At 67.1% G+C, this 21,903-nt stretch carries 18 protein-coding genes and 1 pseudogene; 10 read left to right on the top strand and 9 right to left on the bottom strand.

Annotation, left to right across the window (positions count from 1 at the left end; genetic code table 11):
- Window positions 1-50: 50 nt before the first annotated feature.
- Both IPM73_06095 and IPM73_06090 read right to left on the bottom strand, forming a co-directional pair.
- Window positions 51-1,085: an IS630 family transposase gene (locus IPM73_06095; protein ID MBK8917623.1), complete on the bottom strand. Its 1,035-nt coding sequence runs from the start codon at window positions 1,083-1,085 to the stop codon at window positions 51-53.
- Between the two features lie 607 nt (window positions 1,086-1,692).
- Window positions 1,693-1,842: pseudogene (locus tag IPM73_06090) on the bottom strand (transposase family protein).
- 777 nt (window positions 1,843-2,619) lie between these two features.
- Here IPM73_06090 and IPM73_06085 point away from each other — a divergent pair.
- The 6 genes from IPM73_06085 (at window position 2,620) to IPM73_06060 (ending at window position 8,337) form a co-directional block, all read left to right on the top strand.
- Window positions 2,620-4,377 carry a hypothetical protein gene (locus IPM73_06085; GenBank protein MBK8917622.1) on the top strand — a complete coding sequence of 586 codons (1,758 nt, stop codon included), beginning with the start codon at window positions 2,620-2,622 and terminating at the stop codon, window positions 4,375-4,377.
- 198 nt (window positions 4,378-4,575) lie between these two features.
- Window positions 4,576-5,481 carry an SEL1-like repeat protein gene (locus IPM73_06080; GenBank protein MBK8917621.1) on the top strand — a complete coding sequence of 302 codons (906 nt, stop codon included), beginning with the start codon at window positions 4,576-4,578 and terminating at the stop codon, window positions 5,479-5,481.
- Entirely contained in the window at window positions 5,478-5,996 is a 519-nt protein-coding gene (locus tag IPM73_06075) for a MotA/TolQ/ExbB proton channel family protein (GenBank protein MBK8917620.1), read from the top strand. The genes IPM73_06080 and IPM73_06075 overlap by 4 nt, the downstream gene beginning before the upstream one ends.
- A complete protein-coding gene (locus tag IPM73_06070; GenBank protein ID MBK8917619.1) occupies window positions 5,987-6,298 on the top strand; it encodes a DUF2149 domain-containing protein in 312 nt (103 codons plus the stop codon). The genes IPM73_06075 and IPM73_06070 overlap by 10 nt, the downstream gene beginning before the upstream one ends.
- A gap of 12 nt (window positions 6,299-6,310) precedes the next feature.
- Window positions 6,311-7,702: a histidine kinase gene (locus tag IPM73_06065; GenBank protein MBK8917618.1), complete on the top strand. Its 1,392-nt coding sequence runs from the start codon at window positions 6,311-6,313 to the stop codon at window positions 7,700-7,702.
- Window positions 7,703-7,707: 5 nt separating this feature from the next.
- Window positions 7,708-8,337 carry a response regulator transcription factor gene (locus IPM73_06060; protein ID MBK8917617.1) on the top strand — a complete coding sequence of 210 codons (630 nt, stop codon included), beginning with the start codon at window positions 7,708-7,710 and terminating at the stop codon, window positions 8,335-8,337.
- Between the two features lie 47 nt (window positions 8,338-8,384).
- On the opposite strand, the gene IPM73_06055 is transcribed toward IPM73_06060, so the two are convergent.
- From IPM73_06055 to IPM73_06045, 3 genes are all read right to left on the bottom strand, one after another.
- Window positions 8,385-8,912, bottom strand: a complete 528-nt coding sequence (locus tag IPM73_06055) for an SRPBCC family protein (GenBank protein ID MBK8917616.1) — start codon at window positions 8,910-8,912, stop codon at window positions 8,385-8,387.
- A 145-nt stretch (window positions 8,913-9,057) separates the two neighbouring features.
- Window positions 9,058-9,267, bottom strand: coding sequence for a DUF3460 family protein (locus tag IPM73_06050; GenBank protein MBK8917615.1), 210 nt, complete (start codon window positions 9,265-9,267; stop codon window positions 9,058-9,060).
- 110 nt (window positions 9,268-9,377) lie between these two features.
- Window positions 9,378-9,611 carry a DUF3567 family protein gene (locus IPM73_06045; protein ID MBK8917614.1) on the bottom strand — a complete coding sequence of 78 codons (234 nt, stop codon included), beginning with the start codon at window positions 9,609-9,611 and terminating at the stop codon, window positions 9,378-9,380.
- 161 nt (window positions 9,612-9,772) lie between these two features.
- On the opposite strand from IPM73_06045, the gene IPM73_06040 reads away from it, so the two are divergent.
- Window positions 9,773-9,973 (top strand): hypothetical protein, encoded by a 201-nt coding sequence (locus IPM73_06040; GenBank protein MBK8917613.1) that lies wholly within the window; start codon window positions 9,773-9,775, stop codon window positions 9,971-9,973.
- Here IPM73_06040 and IPM73_06035 read toward each other — a convergent pair.
- Window positions 9,964-11,247 carry a Glu/Leu/Phe/Val dehydrogenase gene (locus tag IPM73_06035; protein ID MBK8917612.1) on the bottom strand — a complete coding sequence of 428 codons (1,284 nt, stop codon included), beginning with the start codon at window positions 11,245-11,247 and terminating at the stop codon, window positions 9,964-9,966. The genes IPM73_06040 and IPM73_06035 overlap by 10 nt on opposite strands.
- Window positions 11,248-11,388: 141 nt before the next feature.
- On the opposite strand from IPM73_06035, the gene IPM73_06030 reads away from it, so the two are divergent.
- The 3 genes from IPM73_06030 to IPM73_06020 all read left to right on the top strand — a co-directional run bounded on the left by IPM73_06030 (window position 11,389) and on the right by IPM73_06020 (window position 16,324).
- Window positions 11,389-12,519 (top strand): alanine--glyoxylate aminotransferase family protein, encoded by a 1,131-nt coding sequence (locus tag IPM73_06030; GenBank protein ID MBK8917611.1) that lies wholly within the window; start codon window positions 11,389-11,391, stop codon window positions 12,517-12,519.
- A gap of 9 nt (window positions 12,520-12,528) precedes the next feature.
- On the top strand, window positions 12,529-13,824 hold the full coding sequence (locus tag IPM73_06025; protein ID MBK8917610.1) for a DUF3391 domain-containing protein: 1,296 nt from the start codon (window positions 12,529-12,531) through the stop codon (window positions 13,822-13,824).
- Between the two features lie 130 nt (window positions 13,825-13,954).
- The gene (locus IPM73_06020; GenBank protein ID MBK8917609.1) at window positions 13,955-16,324 is read left to right on the top strand and encodes a response regulator; all 2,370 of its coding nucleotides are present in this window, start codon (window positions 13,955-13,957) and stop codon (window positions 16,322-16,324) included.
- Window positions 16,325-16,337: 13 nt separating this feature from the next.
- Here IPM73_06020 and IPM73_06015 read toward each other — a convergent pair whose 3' ends face one another.
- The 3 genes from IPM73_06015 to putA form a co-directional block, all read right to left on the bottom strand.
- The gene (locus IPM73_06015) at window positions 16,338-17,150 is read right to left on the bottom strand and encodes a DUF1684 domain-containing protein (protein ID MBK8917608.1); all 813 of its coding nucleotides are present in this window, start codon (window positions 17,148-17,150) and stop codon (window positions 16,338-16,340) included.
- Window positions 17,147-17,989, bottom strand: a complete 843-nt coding sequence (locus IPM73_06010; GenBank protein ID MBK8917607.1) for a DUF3592 domain-containing protein — start codon at window positions 17,987-17,989, stop codon at window positions 17,147-17,149. Before IPM73_06010 ends, IPM73_06015 begins: the two co-directional genes overlap by 4 nt.
- Before the next feature lie 84 nt (window positions 17,990-18,073).
- A complete protein-coding gene (gene putA / locus IPM73_06005) occupies window positions 18,074-21,712 on the bottom strand; it encodes a bifunctional proline dehydrogenase/L-glutamate gamma-semialdehyde dehydrogenase PutA (protein MBK8917606.1) in 3,639 nt (1,212 codons plus the stop codon).
- Window positions 21,713-21,903 lie beyond the last annotated feature (191 nt).

Genomic DNA, 21,903 nt, shown 5'->3' with positions numbered 1-21,903 from the left:
GCGGCAATTATCTACTACATAGCAATTTACTAACCTTTGCATAAACAATGTCATTCAGCGGCATATTGGCACTCGGGCTGGCGAAAGAAGGATTTCACCAACCCGGGCAACTTCTGGATTCGGCGCAGGGCCCCGAGGGCCAACCGCTTCATCTCGTCTTTGGACTGCACCAGTTGCCGGGCGACCTGGCGTTTCACGTGTGCCCAGACCTGCTCGTCAGGATTGATCTGGGGCGAGTACGGCGGCAGGTAGAACAGCTTGAGCCTGCCGTTCTGGGCCTCGACGAAGGTCTTGATCAGTTTCGCCTTGTGGATCGGATGACCATCTACGATCAGGAACACCGGCTTTTCAGCCCCGATCAGCAGGCGCTTGAGGAATTCCCGGAAGACTTCGGCATTGACCGTGCCGTCGTGCAGCATGAAGCGGAATTCGCCTTGCGGACTGACGGCCGAGATCATGTTCAGGGAGAAGCGGCGCCCGGTCACTTCCACCACCGGGGTCTCGCCTACCGGCGCCCAGGTCGTCCCCGTGTGGTAGTCGGAACGGATGCCCGATTCATCGGCAAAGTAGATCGTCGCTCCGGCGGCCTTGGCTTCGGCACGGATCGCCGGGTAGATTTCCGCTTCCCAGGCCCGCACCAGGGTCGCATCCTGCTGCCATGCTTGGTAGAGCGGCTTCTGGGCCGAGAAGCCCAACAGCTTCATGATGCGGCTGACCGAGGCCAGCGAGAGCTTCTTGCCGAATTCGCGTTCGATCAGCGCGGCGATCAGCGACAGCGTCCACAGACCAAAGGCAAACTTGAATTGCAGCGGGGTATGGTCTTTCACCGCCTGGGCCAGCCAGCGCATTTCATCCGCGCTTACCTTCGGCGGGCGCCCCGGAATCGGCTTGGACAACAGCGCGTTCTGCCCACCGTTGGCAAAATCGGCCAGCCAGCGAAAGACACTGCGCACATTGACGCCGTAGGCGGCGGCAACGCTGTTCACGTCCTGCCCCTCACGGATGGCCTTGATCGCCTGTTGCCGCATCACCGGCAGGGCGGCTCGGCCGTGCTTACGACCGTCGGTAGTTCTTTTGCATTTCATTAGCATATTTTATCATGTTTGTGACAATGCTTTCTGAAAAGTTAGTATTTCGAGTAGAAAAGTGCTTCACGTCATTCAAAAAGGATCGATATGAAGAACGGGAAGAGCCGGCATATTATTTATTTAGCTTTATTTTCAATTATCTCAATCTCAATTTACGCGACAATTGAATTATTAAGTATCGCAGATATCTGGGTGCGCATTTCAGATGGAACGCGAATTGTTTCAATTGAAATAAACAATGAAGAAATATTATATTCAAGGGATGGACGGGATGCAGATTTTTTCATTAGCTGCAACCCGAAGCATGGGTTAAATAAATTAAAAGCAAAGCTTTCTACAGTAGCCGAAAGCAAAGAGGTAATTCGAGAGTGCAGCTTCAGAAAGAATTCCCATCGGTGTTCCATGACAATTTACGTAAGCAACGAAAACCTAGTGTGCAGTGACTGCAACCATTTACGATAGGTGAGATATGGCAAAACAACCAAATATCGCAGAACAGGTATTTCTCGACGCGTTTGAGGCTCAGCGGTTAGCGATAAACGAAGCAGGCCAGTCCAATCTTCCAGGACAAGAAAACGGCCCGTACGATGCCTATAGGCATCTCCTCCCGTTCTCTTGCCCACCAGGCGATTTCTTCCACCGTGTCACAGTCGGAGAGCACCGCAGCGATCGCCATCACCAGAATCTCCTGGAAGTCATGCAGCTTCCCGTTGCTCGGTCGCCGCGGGTCCTCAATTTCCTTCAGGCAGTCCAACAGTGTCACCCCCTTCTTCGCAGCCATGGCGTCCATCCAAAAGACGAGAGTAGACGCGATTTCCAAGGGGTTCACAAGATGTATGCATAAGGCGCTGATCGTGAACGAAATTCTTCATGGGGAAATGACAGAGGGAATTGCGGGCCGAGTGCGGAAGCCCTGGGGGATGGAGAGACCAATCTATGGGTCAGTTGTTGCGCGAACGAAGAAACGTGGAGGAGGGCGGGGTGAACATCAATAAGATCGGTTTCTTCGTCTTTGCGCTCTTGATTATTAGCATCCTTATCTTAATTTTATTTCTAGAGAGGCCTGGACGTTTCTTTGCCTTTACGCTCGCGGGTTGTATTTTCTTGCTTATATTTGTTTACAAGACATTCGTCACTGGTTCCCGTGAAAAACAAAAGGAGAGCGAAAATGAGCTGCAATAATAACGTATCGGTGTTAAACAACCTGAGCAATACTTTTACCGCGGCAGATCTTATTTATTCTGCGCTAATTGACCGAACGTCTGGCCTTCCACTTGGAACCACTGCGACAACGACTTATGGCATCGCGGGGTCTGCATTTGGAATTGCCGAGCAATATTTGATATGGGAACAGTCTGACAAGACCCACAACGACCTGGAGAGACTCGCCGTCGGATTAGCCTCAAATACTCCAGGTGTTATAGGATTTTTCTTCCTTCCAAAAAAAGTATTTGACGATAATTTCGATAATGGTGAAAACGAAGCGAAAAATCTTGCAATGCTACTTAAGCTAAGTAGCACATTAAGCAGAATGATGGGTTTTCCAGGAAACCCAATCGCGTTACCGGCTACTCAAAATTACTGCGCGGGTAAGCGATATTCACCCCCCCGCGACCCCCTCCTCCTCGACCTCGACGGCGACGGCCTAGAAACGCTCGGCCTTTCCGCCCACATCCACTTCGACCACAACGGAGACGGCGTTCTCACCGGGACCGGCTGGGTCGGCGGGGGCGATGCCCTCCTCGTCTGGGACCGCAACGCCAATGGCCGCATCGACACCGGCGCCGAGTTGTTCGGCGACTTCACTCCGCTGCCCAACGGCACCCTGGCCCCCAACGGCTTTGCCGCCCTCGCCGCCCTGGATGCCAATGGCGATGGCGTCATCGATGCTTCCGATCCTGCCTTTGCTCAACTGAGACTGTGGCGCGATGCTTCCCCCGAGGGCGGCGCCCCCGATGGCCTGACCGGCGAGGGGGAACTGATCTCCCTGGCGGAGGCCGGCATCGTGGCCCTCGATCTGGCCCATACCCTCAGGAACCAGGGGCTGGCCAATGGCAATACGCTTTCCCGGGAGGGCAGCTTCACCCGGGCCGATGGCACCGTCTCGGGTATGGGGGAGTTCCGCCTGGCCCTGGATACTTTCGATACCGAGTTCGCCGATGCCATCACCGTCCCCGAGGCCTTGCAGGCCCTGCCCAATATGGGCGGTTCCGGGAACGTGCGGGATTTGCAGCAGGCGGCGGCCCTTTCCGGCGATCTGGCCGGGGTGCTGGCCGCCTTTCAGGGCGCCACGACCCGGGAGGCGCAGCAGGCGCTGCTGGATGCGCTGCTCACGGCCTGGGCCGGGACTTCCGGCATGGACTCCCTGGAGGAGCGGGCCGAGGGGAGGTTCCGCATTCTGTACGAGGCCTTTGGCGGGGTGCGCCGCTCCAGCCATGTCGCCAGCGCCACCCATACGGCCAGCGAGGTCGCTCTCGGGGCCGGGCTCCTGACCGATGCAGGGAACAGCAGCCTGTCGGAGGAGTATCGCGCCCTGATCGCGGCGTGGCGCCAGAAGCTTGCGGTGCTGGAGGCGTTCAACGGGCAGTATTTTTTCAACTTGCCGGGGGTGAGGAGCGAGACCGCCGGGGCCAATTGGGGCCTGGCGGTGCAGGCGGGGAGCGGTGGCAGCGGGGCGGCGGCCCTGGCCATCGGCGGCTGGCCTACCTTGCGGGTGCAGTTTGCCCAGACACAGCTGGATCTCCTGCAGCAGGCCTACGACGGCTTGCGGGAATCGGTCTATGCGAGCCTGGTGCTGCAGACCCGGCTGCGGCCTTATCTGGATCGCATCGAGCTGGTCATCGACGAGACCGGCCTGCGCCTGGATGCGGCGGGGATCGAGGCGGCGCTGCAGGAGCGGCGGGGGACGGACCCGGAGGGGTTCCTGGGGGATTTGCTGGACCTGGACCGCTACGCGAGCGCCTTCCTTTCCGGAAGCAACTGGGTGGGGCTCGCCGCTTTCGATTCCGTGGTGGAGTCCTTGCCGCAGACGGCGGGGATCGCAGCGTTGTTGCAGGAGTTCCGCGTGCGGCGCCTGGGCGCGGAGAACGATTCGGTCTGGCTGACGCAGCGGGCGGATATCGTGTTGGCGGGGGACGGCAACGATACCTTGATCGGTTGGGCCGGCAACGACCGCCTGTTCGGGCAGGCGGGGAATGACCGGCTGTATGGGGGGGATGGGGGCCGGAGTGCTGGCATTTGCGGGCGGAACAACGAGCGGGCGACCAAGACATGGAGGATGGCGGCATGAGAAGGAACAGTAATCTGACGCCGATTACCCCGCTTTCGCATGGTGAAAGCAGAAGTGATTTTATTACCAGGGCTTCCAGGGGCCCGTGCAGCGCATGGGACCGGGCAAATTGCCCTCCCGCCCCCGGGGACTTTGCTCATGCCCGCCCTGGGGCGGCCACGTACTCTCCCCCTATCCTCAAAGCGTCGGGAGAACGCGATGCCCCCCATCCTCAGAGCCCTGCTGCCCTGGCTGACCGCGGCCCTGACGGCCGCGGCGTCCCCCGCCCTGGCCGATGGCCCGGGCCGCTTCTGTGGCGGAGCGGCAACGCCGGGCGACCCCAGTGACCTGGCCAGCGTGGTGGGGGATCAGACCCTGGAATACACCGTCGATCTTCCCGCCAGCCTCGTGACCTGCGCCCGGGGTTATCTGCTGGAGAAGTGCGGCGACCACGAAAGCGCCCACAAGGTTTTCGACAAGTGCATCGCCGCCGGCTACGTCGGCGCCATGATCTGGAAGGCGCTTCTGCTGGAGGACGGGACCGGTACCCCGCGGGATCCCGTGCGGGCGGCGGAACTCATGCGTCGGGCCGCGACCAGCGACGATCCGCACTACGCCCCCATCGGCAAGCTGCATTACGCCACCGCCCTCTACCTGGGCCATGGCGTGGCGAAGAACGAGGCCGAGGCGATGACCTGGTTCCGTGCCGCCGCCGCGGAGGGCAACGAGGAAGCCAGGGAATTCCTGCGCAGCGGCTACCACACCGGCTCCCGGGACCAGGCTGGCCTGGGGGCGGGCACCCCGACCGCCGCCGCCCTGGCGGGTCCGCCCCGGGGCGAGAATGCGAGCCTGCCCCAGGCGCCGGCGCTGCGTATGCGCCTGGCCGGTGAGCAGGCCCCCACCGCTGCGCAACTCCCCTCCGGCCAAGCGTCCCCCCCGCCCGCGGCCGAGTTGTCCCCGGCCGCCGGCCAGCGGCTGATTCCCCGGCAGGCCCTGCCATTGCCCGCTTGGCCTGCTGCCCCCTGGGGCATCGCCTTCCTCATCGCCGCCGCCTTCGTGGCCGGCATCCTGCGCCAGCGCTTCCTGCCCCGCGGCCCCGCCCTTGATCTCTCGCCCCGCCCATGAACGCCATTTTTCTTTCCGGCCCTGGAGCCTCCCTGGAGGGGCTGATGTACGACCTGAGCCAGGTCTTCCTGGTCCCCGTCCTGCTGGTCATCGCCCTGCTCTTCCTTTACGCCTTTTATGCCCTGGGGGCCTTCCTGTGGCAGGCTGTGCAGCGTCGGCGCGGGGTGCCCGAAGCTTTCGAGCTGTGCCATCTCAGCCGCGTCGCCCCCTTCCTCGACCGATCCGCCCTGGAGGCGGAAGCGGTGGCCCGCCTGGAACTGGTGCGCATCGCTACCCGGGTGGCGCCCATGCTGGGTCTGGTGGCGACCATGATCCCCATGGGCCCTGCGCTGCGCGCCCTGGGCGAGGGGCAGCTCCCGGAAGTGGCCACGCGCCTCACGGTGGCGTTTTCGGCGGTCATCCTGGCCCTGGTCGCCTCGGCGCTGACCTACGCCGTGGCCCACGTGCGGCGCCGCTGGTACGCCAGCGACCTGCTGGCCCTGGAACGCGAGGCAAGGGAGAAGGCATGCGCCTGACCCTGGACGACGACCCCGAGGGCGACGACCCCCTGCTGTCGGTGGTCAATCTCATCGATGTCTTTCTGGTGCTCATCGCCGCCCTGCTCCTGGCGGTGGCGGCCAACCCGATGAATGCCTTCGGCGTGGACAAGGTGACAGTCATCCGCAACGCCGGGCGGGGGGACATGGAAATCGTCACCCGCGACGGGATGAAGGTCGAGCGCTTCCGCGCCGACGGCAGCGCCGGCCAGGGCCGGGGCGTCAAGGCCGGCGTCGCCTACCGTCTGGAGGACGGCTCCCTGGTGTATGTGCCGGAGTAGTCGCCGCGGGCCATGCCTTACCATAGGCGCTTCTCCCCCGTCGGCCCCCTGCCCGCCATGGATCTCAAACGCAGTCTCCTGATCCGCATCACCGTCTTCGCCCTGGTCATCTTTCTCGCGGCGGTGGGGGTCATCCTGGAGCAGTCCCGCACCCGGGTGCGCGCCCAGATCGAGCGCACCGGCAGTACCATCCAGCAGCTCATCACCGACGAAGTGGCGCGCAGTTCCGACGCCTTCCACCGCAGCATCGACGATATCGACCTCTCCGGGCTGGCGGCCATTGGCGAACTGATCCACTTCTGCGTCGAAATCGAAGACCTCTACCTGCGACCGATCACCGCCCGCTGTTTCGAGGAACCGGGCTATTCCCCCGGGCTCCTCTCCTGGGCCATGCACCGCCTGATCGGTTCCGACGTGGTCTACCTCAGCCACGTGGGCCACTACCCCGGCGTCAAGGTGGGCGCCCTGACGGTACGCCCGGACATCGCCAGCGAGGCCGCCGACGCCTGGCGCCAGATCCGCACCGTCCTCGGCATCACCCTGGGCATCCTGTTCCTCAATTTTCTGGTCTATCGCCCGGTGCGCCGCGCCCTGCGCCCGACAGAGGAGATTCTCGACGCCCTGGGGCGCATGGAAAAGGGCGACCTCACCGTGCGCCTGCCCCGTTGCGAATTGATCGAGCTGCAACGCATCAGCTCGGTCTTCAACCATCTGGCCGACCGCCTGCAGAACACCATCGGCGAGCAGCGCCGCCTGGCCGAACGGCTCCTCACCGTGCGCGAAGAAGAAAGACGGCACCTGGCCCGGGAACTGCACGACGAATTCGGCCAGTGCCTCACCTCGATCAACGCCGAGGCCGCCTTCGCCAACGAACTGGCCCGGGACGGCCTGCCCGAACTCGCTCCCTGCGCCCAGGCCATCGCGCGCACCTCGGGCCATATGCTGGAATCGCTGCAACAGATCCTGCGCCAGCTCAGGCCGGTGGGGCTGGATGCCTTCGGCCTCGCCGCCGGCCTGGACGACCTGGTGCGGGGCTGGAACCAGCGCAGCCGGGGACGCTGCCTCTACCGGCTGGAAATCGAAGGCGAGTGCGGCGACTTCCCGGACAACCTCAATATCAACCTCTACCGCATCGTCCAGGAAAGCCTGACCAACGCCACCCGCCACGGCGAAGCGGGCGAGGTGCTGGTGCGCCTCTCCCGGGGAGCGGAGGTCGAACTCACGGTGAGCGACGACGGCCACGGCGAAGTCCCGCTGCCCTCCGAACGGGGCCTGGGCGTCCTCGGCATGCACGAGCGGGTGCAGGCCCTGGGCGGCCGTTTCAGCCTGGAAGCCCGCCAGCCCCGGGGAACCCTGGTGCGGGTGCGCATTCCCCTTGTCTCCGGCCCGGAGGTAAAGGCATGAGGGAAATCCTGGGTCTCCTGCTGGTGGACGATCACGCCGTGGTGCGGGAAGGCTACCGCCGGCTCCTGGAGCGGCGCAGCGACCTGCGCATCGTCGGCGAAGCCGGCGATGCCGCGGAAGGCTACCGCCTGTACAAGGAATGCGGCCCCGACGTGGCCATCCTCGACCTTTCGCTGCCCGACACGGGCGGCATAGAGCTCATCAAGCGCCTCATCCAGCGCGATCCCCAGGCTCGCATTCTGGCCTTCAGCATGCACCGCGACCCCCTCTTCGCCACCCAGGCTCTGCGGGCCGGTGCCCTGGGCTACGTCACCAAGAGTTCATCGCCCGATATCCTCATCCAGGCGGTCTATCAGGTCGCCGCCCGGCAGCGGGTCCTGAGCCCGGATATTGCGCCGGACATGGCCCTCACCCTCCTGGACGGCGCCGCCGACCCCTTCCGCGAACTCAGCCCGCGGGAATTCGAAGTCCTGCGTCTGGTGCTCGACGGCCACAACGCCGAGGAGATCGGCGAGGCCCTGCACATCAGCCCCAAGACGGCCCAGAACATCCATTACCAGGTGAAGGCCAAGCTCGGGGTGCGCACCGACATCGAACTCATGCGCCTCGCCCTGCGCCAGAATCTGGTGCAGTGACCCGGCAGCGCCGCCCGCAGGGCACCGCTGCAGCGCTCCGGGCTCGACTACTTGCCGCCGCCCCCTTCCTCCAGACGCGTCCGCAGGCCGTCGAAACCGGCCTTGTAGATATCCGAGAACAAAGCCCGGACCTTGTCCCGTGCTTCCTGCCCTTCGCCGGTGGCCTCGAAGCGACCGACCCACACCACCCGGCTGCCCTTGCCCTCCGGCTGGACGCGCAGCGTCGCGGAGTAGTTCTTCACCGGAATGGGCGATTCGACGATGCGGTAGCGCATCGAGCGCCCCTTGCCGTCGTAGGCCAGCAGTTCCTCGACGATGTGGGCGCCGTCCTTGACCGTGATGTCGCGCACCGCCCCGGGATCATTGTCCTTGCCGCGGGAAATGCGCGTGTCGGCCACCGCCGGGTGCCAGCCGTGGAGGCCGCCGTAGCGGCCGATCAGCTTCCATACCGCCGCGGGGGAGGCGGCCAGGGCGGCTGACTCGCGCACCTCCAGCACGGGGGCCGCGCGGACGGAAAGACAAGCCAGGGCCGCCCCCAGGGCGACGGCGTGGCGGAGCGAAAAAGAGGAAAGCATGGGCGTCTCCAGAAATGAAAAGGACATGGCGAAATGCCATGTCCGATTCTAGAGACGCCCTGGAGGAGCGGAAGCCCGGAGAAGGCCTCCGGGCAATTCCCTCGCCGGCCCGGGGCAAAATGCCCGGCTGGCGCCAGGTACCGGCTTACTCGGGATAGAAATGCACGTCGTAGGGGTAAGGTTTCTGGGGCACCTTGGAGCCGGTCTGCCGGGCCACCGCCTCGGCGTCCTGCTTCCTGTCCCACCACAGGGCGCGGCCAGCCTTCTGGTCGGCGGCCCACTCGGGATTCTTTTCCATCAACTCATCGATCCACTGGGTGTGGTCGGACACGTAGCTGCTATTGACGTCGCCCATTTGCCGCAATCCTCGCAAGGGTTGAAATGGCGGCGATTTTAGCACGCCAGGGCCGGTGAATTTCGGGCGCGCCCGCGCGGGGGCCACGCAGTAGATTTATTCACAGCCTCTCAGTGAAAGACGATGGGCCGGGCGGAATCGCCGCAGTAGTCGTCGAGGAAGGCGTCGATGGTTTCCTCGTCGCGCTCACCCTCGGGAATTTCCTCGATGGCGGCGCGGAAGTGCAGGGCCCGGGGCCCCTGGAGGAAGAGCATGCGGCCGGCGGTCTTGTCCACGAGTTCGAACCCGTTCTGGGCAGGATAGGCAAGGACCGAATAATGATCGCTGTTGTAGACGACGTTCATGGACTTCTCCTTTTGCACGGCTCCCACGACTTCAGTTACGGCCAAGCTACTCCTTTTTCAAGAGCCGGGCCGTGACCTTTTTCACGCGGCCTACTTCCGACGGCGGATGGTCCGGGCCGCGCCGCCGCCCTACCATGGCGCCCAACACTGGAGAAAAATTCATGGCTTCCTGGGGCTGCCCCCACGAAATCGACGGCCGCTGCACCCGCATCAACGACCTGCCCTGCGACCCGGGCATGAAAGGCTGCGTTCTCGCGGGCCGCTATGTCTTCGTGAACGAGGACAAGAACAGGCGTCTGCGGGAAAAAGCCTCCCGCGGCGGGGCCGACGCCGCCGCGCCCTCCCGGAAGGATCAGGGATAAAGCCCGCGGATCGCCCGGGCTTCGAGAACCCGGCTGCACGCGATGACGAAAGCCGCCGTACGCAGCGGCAGGCGCCGCTCCTCGGCCAGTTGCCAGATGGCGGCGAAAGCTTCGCCCATGATGCGCTCCAGGCGCTGGTTGATTTCCTCTTCGCTCCAGAAGAAGCTGGAAAAATCCTGCACCCACTCGAAGTAGCTCACCGTCACCCCACCGGCGTTGGCAATGACGTCGGGGACGATGAGCACCTGGCGCTCGCCCAGAATGGCTTCGGCCTCCGGCGTGGTGGGGCCATTGGCGCCTTCGACGATGACCCGGGCGCTGATGGCCGCGGCGTTGTGCTTGTTGATCTGGGCTTCCAGGGCGGCGGGCACGAGAAAGTCACAAGGAACACCCCAGAAGGCCTCCTGTTCCAGGGCGATGCTCCCCGGCGCGTCGATCAGGGAACCAGTGGCGGCCCGGTGCCGGCGCAGGTCTTCCAGATCGAGGCCGGCGTCGCAATACACGGTGCCGGAAACGTCCTGCACCGCCACCACCCGCGCCCCGGCCCGGGCAAAAAGGCGGGCCGCCGCCTCCCCAACGTTGCCAAAGCCCTGCACCGCCACCCGGGCTCCGGCAACGGGGATTCCCAGGCGGCGTGCCGCGTCCCTGGCCACCACGAAGACGCCGCGGCCGGTGGCGTCGAGCCGCCCGAGGGAGCCCCCCAGGGACAGCGGCTTGCCTGTGACCACCCCGGTCACCGTGCGGCCCTCGCCCATGGAATAGGTATCCATCATCCAGGCCATGACCTGGGCGTTGGTGTTCATGTCCGGCGCAGGAATGTCCTTGTCGGGGCCGATCATGGCGCTGATTTCGCTCGTATAGCGCCGCGTCACCCGCTCCAGTTCGGCCAGGGAAAGCTGGCGCGGATCGACCCGGATGCCCCCCTTGGCACCGCCGAAAGGCACGTTGACCACCGCATTCTTGATGGTCATCCAGCCCGCCAGGGCCATGACTTCGGAGAGAGTCACGTCCTGGTGAAAGCGCACCCCGCCCTTGCCCGGCCCGCGGGAGGTGTTGTGGTGCACCCGATAGCCCTCGAAGTGCGCCACTTCGCCGCTGTCCAGCCGGATGGGCACATCGACGATCAGCGAGCGCTTGGGTCGCCGCAGGGTCTCCACCCAGGGCCACAGGCGCCGCTCCAGGAGGGGCGCCACCTGCTCCACTTGCTGCAGGAAGATGTGCCACGGCCCGACGTTTTCGCGGGAGATATAGGAAGGCAGTTGCGGAGCGTTCATCGCGATTTCCTCCAGAGCCGCTGTGCGCGACAGCCTAGCCCCGCCGACCAAGCTCTGGCAAGGGGCGCAGGGGGCCGACTAGCGGGGTTCGTCCTCTTGCGGTTATCCTGAGCCGTTGAACCCAATCCCCGGAGACTTCCCGTGCCTGCCCTGTTGCCCCAGCCCGACCCCCTGGGCTTTCTCGAATATTCCGTCGTCTATACCGACCGGGCCCTCAACCACATGTCGCAGCGCTTCCAGGGCGTCATGCGCGACATCTCCCGCATCCTCAAGGCGGTCTATAACGGCAAGAGCGCCATCATCGTTCCCGGCAGCGGCACCTTCGGCATGGAGGCCGTGGCGCGCCAGTTCGCCAGCGACAAGAAGTGTCTGGTGATCAGGAACGGCTGGTTCAGCTACCGCTGGACGCAGATTTTCGACATGGGCCGCATCCCGGCCGAATGCACCGTCCTCAAGGCGCGCCAGGTGGGCAGCGGTCCCCAGGCGCCCTTCGCCCCCTGCCCCATCGAGGAAGTGGTCGCCACCATCCGCGCCCAGAAGCCCGACGTGGTCTTCGCGCCCCACGTGGAAACCGCCTCCGGCATGATCCTGCCCGACACCTACCTGAAAGCCGTCGGCGCCGCCGTGCGCGAGGTGGGCGGCCTCTTCGTCCTCGACTGCGTGGCCTCCGGCACGGTGTGGGTCGATGTGGCCGACAAGAACGTCGATGTCCTCATCAGCGCGCCCCAGAAAGGCTGGAGCGGTTCCCCCTGCTGCGCCCTGGTGGTCCTGGGAGAACGGGCGCGGGAACGCATCGACGCCACCACCAGCACCAGCTTTGCCTGCGACCTGAAGAAGTGGCTGCAGATCATGGAAACCTTCGAAGGCGGCGGCCACGCCTACCACGCCACCATGCCCACCGACGCCCTGGCTGCCATGCGCGACGTGATGCTGGAAACCGAGGCCTACGGCTTCGCCCGGGTGTGCGAGGAGCAGAAGGAACTGGGGCGCCAGATTCGCGCCCTGCTGGTTGCCCGCGGCCTGGCCAGCGTCGCGGCCGAGGGCTTCCAGGCCCCCGGCGTGGTGGTGAGCTACACCACCGACCCGGATATCCAGAACGGCCGCAAATTCCTCGCCAACGGCGTACAGACCGCCGCCGGCGTGCCCCTCATGTGCGACGAAGCGGCGGATTTCCGCACCTTCCGCATCGGCCTCTTCGGCCTGGAAAAGCTGCACAACCCGGAACGGACCGTCGATAGCCTGCGCAAGGCTCTAGACGCCATCGTCTCCTGAGTGGCTGGCATGACCGACGCCGCCGACAACCGCATCGCCGTCGATCAACTGCAGGTCGGCGTCTATGTGTACCTGGACGTCGGCTGGATGCACCATCCCTTCACCTTCAACAACTTCAGGATTCGGGATGAAGAGCAGCTCAAGGTCATCCGCGGCCTGGGCTTGAAGTGGGTGCGCTGGGATCCGTCCCGCAGCGAGCGCAAGCCCCTGCCGCGTTCGGCCGCCCAGGCGCTTCCGGTAGCTGCGCCCCCCGAGGCCGATGCGGCGGCAGCGCCCGACGCGGCCCACCGGGAAGCGATGGCGCGCAAGCAGGAACGCATCCAGCAGTTGAGCGAACACCGGGAACGCCTGGCCCAGGTGGAACAAGCCTTCCTCTCCGCCGCCAACGTGGTGAGGAACCTCAACAAGAACATCTTTTCCCAGCCGGAAAAGACGGTGGGCGACGCCGGCAAGCTGGTGGGCCAGGTAGTGGAAACGCTCCTGGCGGCGCCCGACCTGGCCATCCAGGTCATGGCCGAGAAGCCCGGCGGCGAGGACATCTACCTCCATGCCCTCAACGTGGCGATCCTCTCCATGACCCTGGCCAAGGAACTGGGTCTGCCGGCGGAACTGGTCCAGTTCATCGGCATGGGCGCCATCTTCCACGACGTGGGTCTCAACGAGATTCCCACCACCATCCTCAACAACCCCGGCCCCCTCACCAAGGCCGAACGCGAATTCCGCGAGATGCACTGCCACTACGGCGTCGAAATCGGCAGGAAGGCGGCGCTGCCCCCGCCGGTCCTGCGCATCATCCACCAGCACCACGAACTCTTCGACGGCAGCGGCTATCCCCAGAAGCTCAAGGGCGAGGCCATCGACCCCCTGGCCCGCGTCGTGTCGCTCATCAACGCCTACGACAATCTCTGCAATCCGCCCAACATCGCCCAGGCCCTCACGCCCCATGAGGCGCTTTCGTCCATGTTCGCCCAGCAGCGCAGCCGCTTCGATCCGCGTTTCCTGCAGGCCTTCATCCGCTTCATGGGCGTCTATCCGCCGGGTTCCGTGGTCGGGCTTTCCAACGATGCCCTGGGGCTGGTGATCCGGGTCAATGCCAGCCGTCCCCTGCGCCCCAGCGTCATCGTGTACGACGCGGGCATCCCCAAGAACGAAGCCATCATCCTCGACCTCAACGAGGAACCCGACCTCAACATCACCCGGGCCATCCGCCCCGGGCAGTTGCCCGCCGCGGTCTTCGAGTATCTGAGCCCACGCCGCCGGGTCAGCTATTACTTCGACCCCAACGCGTCCTCCCAGGCCGCCTGAGCATGATCCTGAAAACCGCGCCCGACCGCCTGCCTCTGCCCGCAATGCCCCGTTCCCCGGACCTCCACGCCCTGCCGGGGCGCGCCCGCTGCGCAGGGGCCCAGGGGCTCGCCCGCCCGAGGATTCCCGGATGAGCGGCAGCGTTCCCGACCGGCTGCTCCTCGACCAGGCCTCCGAGGTTCTGCTCGCCGTCGACCCCGCCACCCTCCTCATCCAGGGCGCCAACCAGCGCGCCCAGGCGCTGCTGGGCTTTGCGCCGGAAGCGCTGGTGGGCCGTTGCATCACCGAACTGGAGTGCGCCCTGTCGGACCTCTTCTACTGGGAGGAAGTCCGCCAGGGCGCCAGCGGCGAGGTGGACAACGTCGAAGGGCTCTACGCCTGCGCCGACGGCACCCTTCTGCCGGTGGTCAAGACCGTGCGCCGCGTGCGGGACGCGGCCGGCCAATGGCTGATCCTGCGTATCCGCGACGAGCAGGAACTCAAGCGCGCCGAAGCCGGCCTCGATCAACTGGCCGCCCAGCTCAAGGCGACCCTGGAAGCGACCGGCGACGGCATCATGGTCGTCGGGACCGACGGTGGCATCGTCAATCTCAACCGCCGTTTCACCGCCCTCTGGGGACTCGCCGAAGCCCTGCTGCTGGAAGGCGACACGGCCGTCTTCGCCTGGCTCGACACGCAACTCGAAGCCGACTGCCCCTTCCGTTTCGCCACCCTGGCCGCAGGGCCGCAGGACGAGGCCTTTCGCGTTCTCCCCCTGGTCAGCGGCAAGTACTTCGAAATGCGCAGCGAGGCGCAGATGGCGGACGATCAGGTCATCGGGCAGGTGTACAGCTTCCACGACATCACCGAGCGCGTCCTCAACGAGCGCGAGCTGATCCGGGCGCGGGAACGGGCGGAAGACGCCAACCGGGCCAAGAGCGACTTCCTGGCCATGATGTCCCACGAAATCCGCACCCCGATGAACGGCGTCATCGGCATGGGCAGCCTGCTCCTGGAAACGGCCCTCACGCCGGAACAGCGCCAGTACGCCGAGATCATCCGCACCAGCGGCGAGGCCCTGCTGGCGATCATCAACGACATCCTCGACTTCTCCAAGATCGAGGCGCGCAAGCTCTCCCTCGAAGCCATCGACTTCAACCTGCTCGCACTCCTGGAGGATTTCGCCGACCTCTTCGCCCTGCGCGCGGCGGAAAAACACCTGGATTTCGCCTGGTCCATCCCCCCGGACATGGAGACCCGGCTGCGGGGCGACCCCGGCCGGCTGCGCCAGATCCTCATCAACCTGGTGGGCAACGCCATCAAATTCACCCCCGCGGGGGCCGTCACCCTGGCGTTGGAGTCCCAGACCGTCACCGAACACCACGTGGTCCTGCGCTGCACCGTCACGGACACCGGCGTCGGCATCCCTGCCGACCGGCTGGCGTCCATCTTCGCCCCCTTCGAGCAGGGCGACGGTTCCACCACGCGCCGCTACGGCGGTACCGGGCTGGGCCTGGCCATCTGCGCCCAGCTCACCCGCATGATGGACGGTGAAATCGGCGTCCGCAGCGAAGCCGGCATAGGGTCGAGCTTCTGGTTCACCCTGTGTCTGGCCCGCAGCCCCGCCGACGCGCCGGCCCTCCCCGCGCTGCCCGGGGAAGAAAACCTCGCAGCCCTGAGCGGAACGCGGATTCTGGTGGTCGACGGCAACCCCCATCACCGCCGCCTGCTGGAAACCATCCTGGCGGGCTGGAGCTTCGAAGTCGCCGCCGTGGCCGACGCCGAAAGCGCCCTGGCGCGCCTTACCGAAGCGGAGCGCCAGGGAATGCCGTTCCGCCTGGCGCTCATCGACCGTCTGCTGGCCGGGGTGGATGGCGAAACTCTGGGCCACTGGATCCGCTGGGCCGGCAATCTGGGCGCGACGGCCCTGGTGCTGACCACGGCCTCCGGATCCCCGGGGGACAGCCGCCGGGCCGCCGACATCGGCTTTGCCGCCTTCCTCAGCAAGCCCTACAAGCGCCGCCTGCTGCTCGAATGCCTGCTCAAGCTGCTCACCCGGCCGGAAGCCGCGGCCGCCCCGACCCCCATCGTCACCCGGCACAGCCTTGCCGAAGCCCGTCCCCAGGCGGTGCGCATCCTGGTGGCGGAGGACAACCCGGTCAATCAGACCGTCATCCGCAGCCTCCTGAAGAAACTGGGCTACGCCGCGGTGGAGTTGGTCACGGACGGCCAGGAGGCCGTGGACAAGGCCCTGGCGGAACCCTTCGACATCATCCTCATGGATTGCCAGATGCCCCGTCTGGACGGCTACGAGGCCACCCGCGCCCTGCGCAGCGCTGGCGTCGCCCTGCCCATCGTCGCGGTGACCGCCAGCGCCATGGATCAGGAAATCGAACGCTGCTTCGCCGTCGGCATGAACGACGTCCTCCCCAAACCCGTCACCCTGGCCGCCCTGGGGCGCTGTATCGAAAAACACCTGCCCGGCACGGGCCAGGACGACACACCGGTCATCGGGGCCTGAGAGGCCCGGACGCCTACGAAGGGAACGGCGCCTGCCCGGCCGCGGGCTTCATCTCGCCCGCCGGAACCGCCGCGGGCAACCAATTTTCCGCGGGCGGCAGGGGACAGGTGGCAAAGGGCGTGAAGGCGCAGGGGGGATTGTAGGCGCGGTTGAAATCGAGCATGAGCACGCCCCCGTCCGCGGCGGGGGCCATCAGAAAACGCCCTGCCCCGTAGGTCTCCCGACCGCTGCTCCGGTCGCGGAAAACGAAGAACACGCCGTCCTCCCTGACCCGAACCGGCAGAAGCCGCAGGGTCTGCCCCCCCTGTTCGAAGACCGCCTCGAAGGCCACCCTGACCGGACGCAGTTCGCCGCTCACGTCGGGAAGTTCCATATCCCGGGGCTGCGGCAACGCTTCCCAGCGTGCCGCAAGCCGCCAGGCCGGGTCAAAGGGATAACAGGGGGGCGGCCGGAAGACCCGCCCCGTCGCCCATGCGCGGTCCCGCACCCGCAACGCCAGCCGGCCCTCCCGCTCGATGACCAGAAGGGCCAGGGAACCCGCCGTCACCACGTCGGGCTCGCCGTCGCGGTCGCTGGCAAGCCCCCGCGGCGCCTCGCCCCTGGCCCGCCAGACCACTTGCCCCCCGGAGCAGTCCAGTTCTCCCAGGACTTCCGGCCCCCGGGGCAGAACCACGGTGCAGCCCGCGCCGCTGCCCAGGACGCTCGTCCCTTCATCCAGCCAGTGCAGCCCCACTACGCCGAGCCAACTGTCGGGCCCGGCCAGTTCCGCCCGGCGCGCGGCAAGCCAGGCGGCGTGCCCCGCCGCTTCGTCCCCGGGAACGCTCACCCTTCCATCCCCAGGAGGAAAAGCCCCACGCCGAACACCCCAAAGCCGGCCATCAGAATGAAGAGCACGCCGAAGGCCTCCCAACTCCGGTTGGGGCCCAGGGCGAAACCCACCATATAGACCGCCATGGTCGCCGCCACGGCGCAGAAGCCGGCCGCCAGGGTCGGCGCCACCTCAAAGGGCGAAAAACCCATGCCCAGGATGGACAGGAAGAGCAGCACGTTGCCCGCCACGATGAAGCGCTGGGCCCAGACCTTGCGCGCCAGGTTTGCGGCGGTGGGGCGCCAGCGCTCGGGCCGCGCCGGCGTCCCCGGGCGAACACCGGGCTGCCGGCTCACCCCCAGGAAGAAAATCCCGAACATCAGGGGAAAGCCCCCGAAAATGCCGAAGGCCAGCACCGCGCCCCATTGATTCTGAAAATCGGCGATGACCGCCCGGTCGGGATTGTCCCGCCAGTAGCGCACCGGCACCGGGTCGCCTTCGTCCTTGCTCTGCTGGCTGCCGCCGAGGCCGGAGACATGGCGTTCGAGGCCGTCGGCCGCCACATAGAGCACCCGTGGTTCATAGGTGACGGTCACCTCGCCATCCACGTCCTTGGTGCGCCGCGTTTCGAAATTGATCAGCCGCCCCTCCACCGCCACCGTTCCCCGCAACTGCTCCCCCCGGTCCAGGCCGATGCGCACGCCGCACACGGCGCCGGTGAGGCCGATGATGAGGCAGCCCACCGCCACCCCGCGCTCGAAGCCGCCCTTGAAATGGGCCAGCCAGCCGATCAGGGGCCCCAGAAAAACAGAACCGAAAAACCACAGGAAGGATTGGTTGGCGATGGTGTCGTCCATGGCGCGGAGCTTACCCCAGCCCCGGCCGCACAGGAACGCGGGCGCCGCCTTGGCTGCGCAGAAGCGGGCCCCTCGGCCCCGCCCTCAATCCCCCAGCCCCATCAGTTCCGCGTTCCCTCCCGCCGCGGCCGTATTGATCGTCCTCACCCGCTCCACCAGCAGGCGATGCAGAGCAAAGCTGCCCTCCTCCCCCGGGGCGAGAACGGGGACGCGAGCCCCTTCGTCCGCGGCCCGGCGGCGGCGCCACAGGATTTCGTCCTCGCGCCCATCGACCAGGATGGCGGCGACGTCCTCCCCCCCGGGCAAGCGCCAGGGCAGCAGGAGCGCTTCCAGTTCCGGGGGAAGCAGCCCCGGCTGGGCCGGGCGGAAGCGGTTTCCCGTCGCCAGGCTGGCGGCGATCTGGGTCAGCAGGCCCGCCGCGCTGCGGGAGGCGCACAGCACACCGCCGCGCGGCGCCCAGAACAGGCGGTTGGCCTCGCCGGTGGGTCCGGGCAGCGGAAGCTCCAGCCCCAAGGGGCTCTCCGCCGCGTAGCGCTCGCAGGCCGCGACCAGCGCGGCCTGCCCCCGGGAGCGCGCCCAGGCTTCAAGCGCTTGCATTCCGTCCCGCGGGGCGGACTGCGCTGCCGACCGGAACCCCAGGGCAGCGAAGTCCGGCCGCTCCACTCCCAGGATGAAGGGCAGCAGGAGCGGCCCCCCCGCCTTGGGGCCCGTCCCCGACAGGCCCTCGCCGCCGAAGGGCTGCACCCCCACCACGGCGCCGATCTGGTTGCGGTTCACATACACGTTCCCGGCCCGCACCCGGCCCGCCAGGGTGGCGATGGTCTCGTCGATGCGGCTGTGGATGGCGAAAGTGAGGCCATAGCCCAGGGCGTCGATGGCCGCGGCCAGGGCTTCGAGGCCCCCGGCCGGGTAGCGCAGCACATGCACCACCGGCCCGAACACCTCGCCGGGCACGTCGCTCGCCTGGCCGATTTCCACCAGGGCCGGCGGGCAGAAATGCCCTGCGGCCGGAACGGCTCCCGGGGCACGCCGTACGGGGAAGCCCCGGGCCGCCATGGCCGCCAGATGGGCCTCCACCGCCTCCCGGGCGGCGGCGTCGATGAGGGGCCCCAGGTCGCTGCAGAATTGCGCCGGGTCGCCCAGGCGCAGCTCGGCCAGGGCGGCGGACAGGGCTTGCAGCAGGGGGGCGGCGATGTCCTCCTGCACACACAGCAGTCGCAGGGCGGAACAGCGCTGACCGGCGCTGTCGAAGCCGGAAGCCAGAACGTCCCGCACCACCTGTTCCGGCAGGGCGGAAGAATCGACCACCAGGGCATTGACCCCGCCCGTCTCGGCCACCAGCCAGGGCAGGCCCGCCCCTTCGGCCCGGGCGGCCAGGCTGCGGTCGATCTGGGTGGCCACCGCCAGGGAGCCCGTAAACAGCACCCCGACCACGGCCGGATGGGCGACCAGGGCCTGCCCGACCGTCTCCCCCGGGCCAGGCAGGAGTTGCAGGGCGGCAGCAGGGATCCCCGCGCCGTGCAGCAGGGCCACGGCCCGGTCCGCCACCAGGGGCGTCTGCTCGGCGGGCTTGGCCAGGACCGGATGACCCGCCGCCAGGGCCGCCGCCACCTGGCCGACGAAGATGGCCAGGGGAAAATTCCAGGGGCTGATGCAGACCACCGGCCGGCTCCCCCGGCGGGAAGCGTCGCCCTCTGCCAGGCGAAGTTGGGCCGCGTAATAGCGCAGGAAATCCACCGCCTCGCGAATCTCGCCCAGGGCGTTGCCCCAGGTCTTGCCGGATTCCCTCACCAGAAGGGCGAAGAGCTCCGCCCGGTCAGCCTCCAGCGCCTCGGCGGCCCGGTCCAGGCGCGCGGCCCGCTCCCGGGGCGCCAGTTCCGCCCAGGCGGCACCGCCGGACAGGACGGCCGCCACCGCCGCGGCCACGTCGGCCAGGGTCGCGTCCCACACCGTGCCCACCCGATCCGCGGCCGTCGCCGGAGCGAGCACCGGCCGGCCACCGCCGCACCCCCCGCCTCCATGCCCCCCGCCTCCATGCCCCCCGCCTCCCGCGGCGCCCGCGAGGCGGGGAAGGCATTCCCGGGCGCGGCCGCGGGAGGCTTCCAGGTCCGCCGCCAGGGTGGCGAGCGCTTCGGCATCGGCCAGATCGACGCCGGCCGAATTGCGCCGGGCCGCGCCGAAAAGCGCAGCAGGCAAGGGAATGGCCGGGTGCAGCCCGCCGCCGTCCGCCGCCAGGCCGTCGAGGGGATCGGCGATCAGCGCCTCTACGGCCACGCCATCGTCCACCAGGCGATGGACGAAGGAGGTATTGGCGCCGTTTTCCAGCAGGCGGCGCACCAGGTAGGGCAGCAGGGTGCGGTGGCTGCCCACCGGCGCGTAGATGCGCACCCGCCGCCCCAGGGCCGGGCTGGCGAGCACCCGGTCGTAGAGGGCCTCCCCCATGCCGTGCAGACACTGGAATTCGAAGTCCGCGCCGCCGCGCCGCCGGGCCAGGGCGTCCACAGCGGCGACGGTGTGGGCGTTGTGGGTGGCAAACTGCGGCAACACCGCCGGGGCCGCGGCGAGCAGGCGGTCGGCGCAGACCAGGTAGCTGAGGTCGGTGTGGCGCTTGCGCGTGAAAACCGGATAGCCCGCCAGCCCTTCCACCTGGGCGCGCTTGATCTCCCCGTCCCAGTAGGCGCCCTTCACCAGGCGCACCATGAGGCGCCGCCCGCGCGCACGGGCCAGGGCGACAAGATGATCGACCACCGCCGCCGCCCGTTTCTGGTAGGCCTGCACCACGAAGCCCAGTCCCTCCCAGGCGGCCAGTTCGGGCAACTCCAGCAGGGCTTCGAGCAGGTCCAGGGAAAGTTCCAGGCGCTCGGACTCCTCGGCGTCGATGGAAAGCCCGATATTCCAGCCGGCGGCGCGCCGGGCGAGATCCGCCAGCCGGGGCAGCAGTTCGGCCAGCACCCGGGTGCTTTGCGCCGGGGTGTATCGCGGGTGCAGGGCCGAAAGCTTCACCGAAACCCCCGGGCCGGCCAGCACCCCGGCCCCGGCGCTGGCGCGACCCACCGCGTCGATGGCGTCCCGATAGGCCTGCCAGTACGCGGCGGCGTCATCCGCCGTCAGGGCGGCTTCGCCCAGCATGTCGAAGGAATGCACGTAGCCGCGGGCGGCGGCGGCCGCACTACGGGTGAGGGCGGAAGCGATGTCCTCGCCCATCACGAAGCGCTCGCCCAGAAGCTCGACCACCGCAGCGAAGCTCTTCCTGAGCAGGGGCTCTCCTCCCCGGGCCAGGGCGCGGGACAGCGCGCCCCCCAGGGTGTGGGCGCTGGCCGTGGCCACCAGCCGCCCGGTCAGCATGAGACCCCAGGCCGCCGCATTGACGAAGAAGGAGGGGCTGTGGCCCAGGTGGGCCCCCCAGTCCCCCCGGGCCAGGATGTCGCGAATCAGGCGGTCGGCGGTGGCCCCGTCGGGAATGCGTAGCAGGGCCTCGGCCAGACAGAGCAGCGCGACCCCCTCCTGGCTGGAAAGGGAAAACTCCTGCATCAGACTGTCCAGCCCGCTGCCGCTGCGGCGCTCCTCGCGTACCGCCTGCACCAGCGCCCGCGCCGCCGCCGCCACGGCGTCGCGGTCGTAGGGCTGTACCCCCAGTTCCGCCACCAGTTCCGCCACCCGCAAAGCCTCGTCCTGGCGTCCCTGGCGGGCGATGGCGGCACGGGTCGGTGCGCTGGAAGGCATGGCGTCCTCTTCGGTTGAGCAGGGGCGGGGGCGGCGTGGCTGCGGCCTTGGCAAGTGCCAATTTATCCCGATCGCCCCGGCCTTGTCGAAGGGCCTTCCCCAAGGCAGCCGGGGCTTGGCCCGGCCGATTCCTCGCGGCAGGGGCGCGCCCCCGGCTGCCTGCCAAGCCCCGGGCGAAACGCGCCCGGCAT

The organism is Betaproteobacteria bacterium (assembly GCA_016720065.1).
Taxonomy (GTDB): domain Bacteria; phylum Pseudomonadota; class Gammaproteobacteria; order Burkholderiales; family Rhodocyclaceae; genus SSSZ01.
This window is presented reverse-complemented; position numbering and strand designations above follow the sequence as displayed.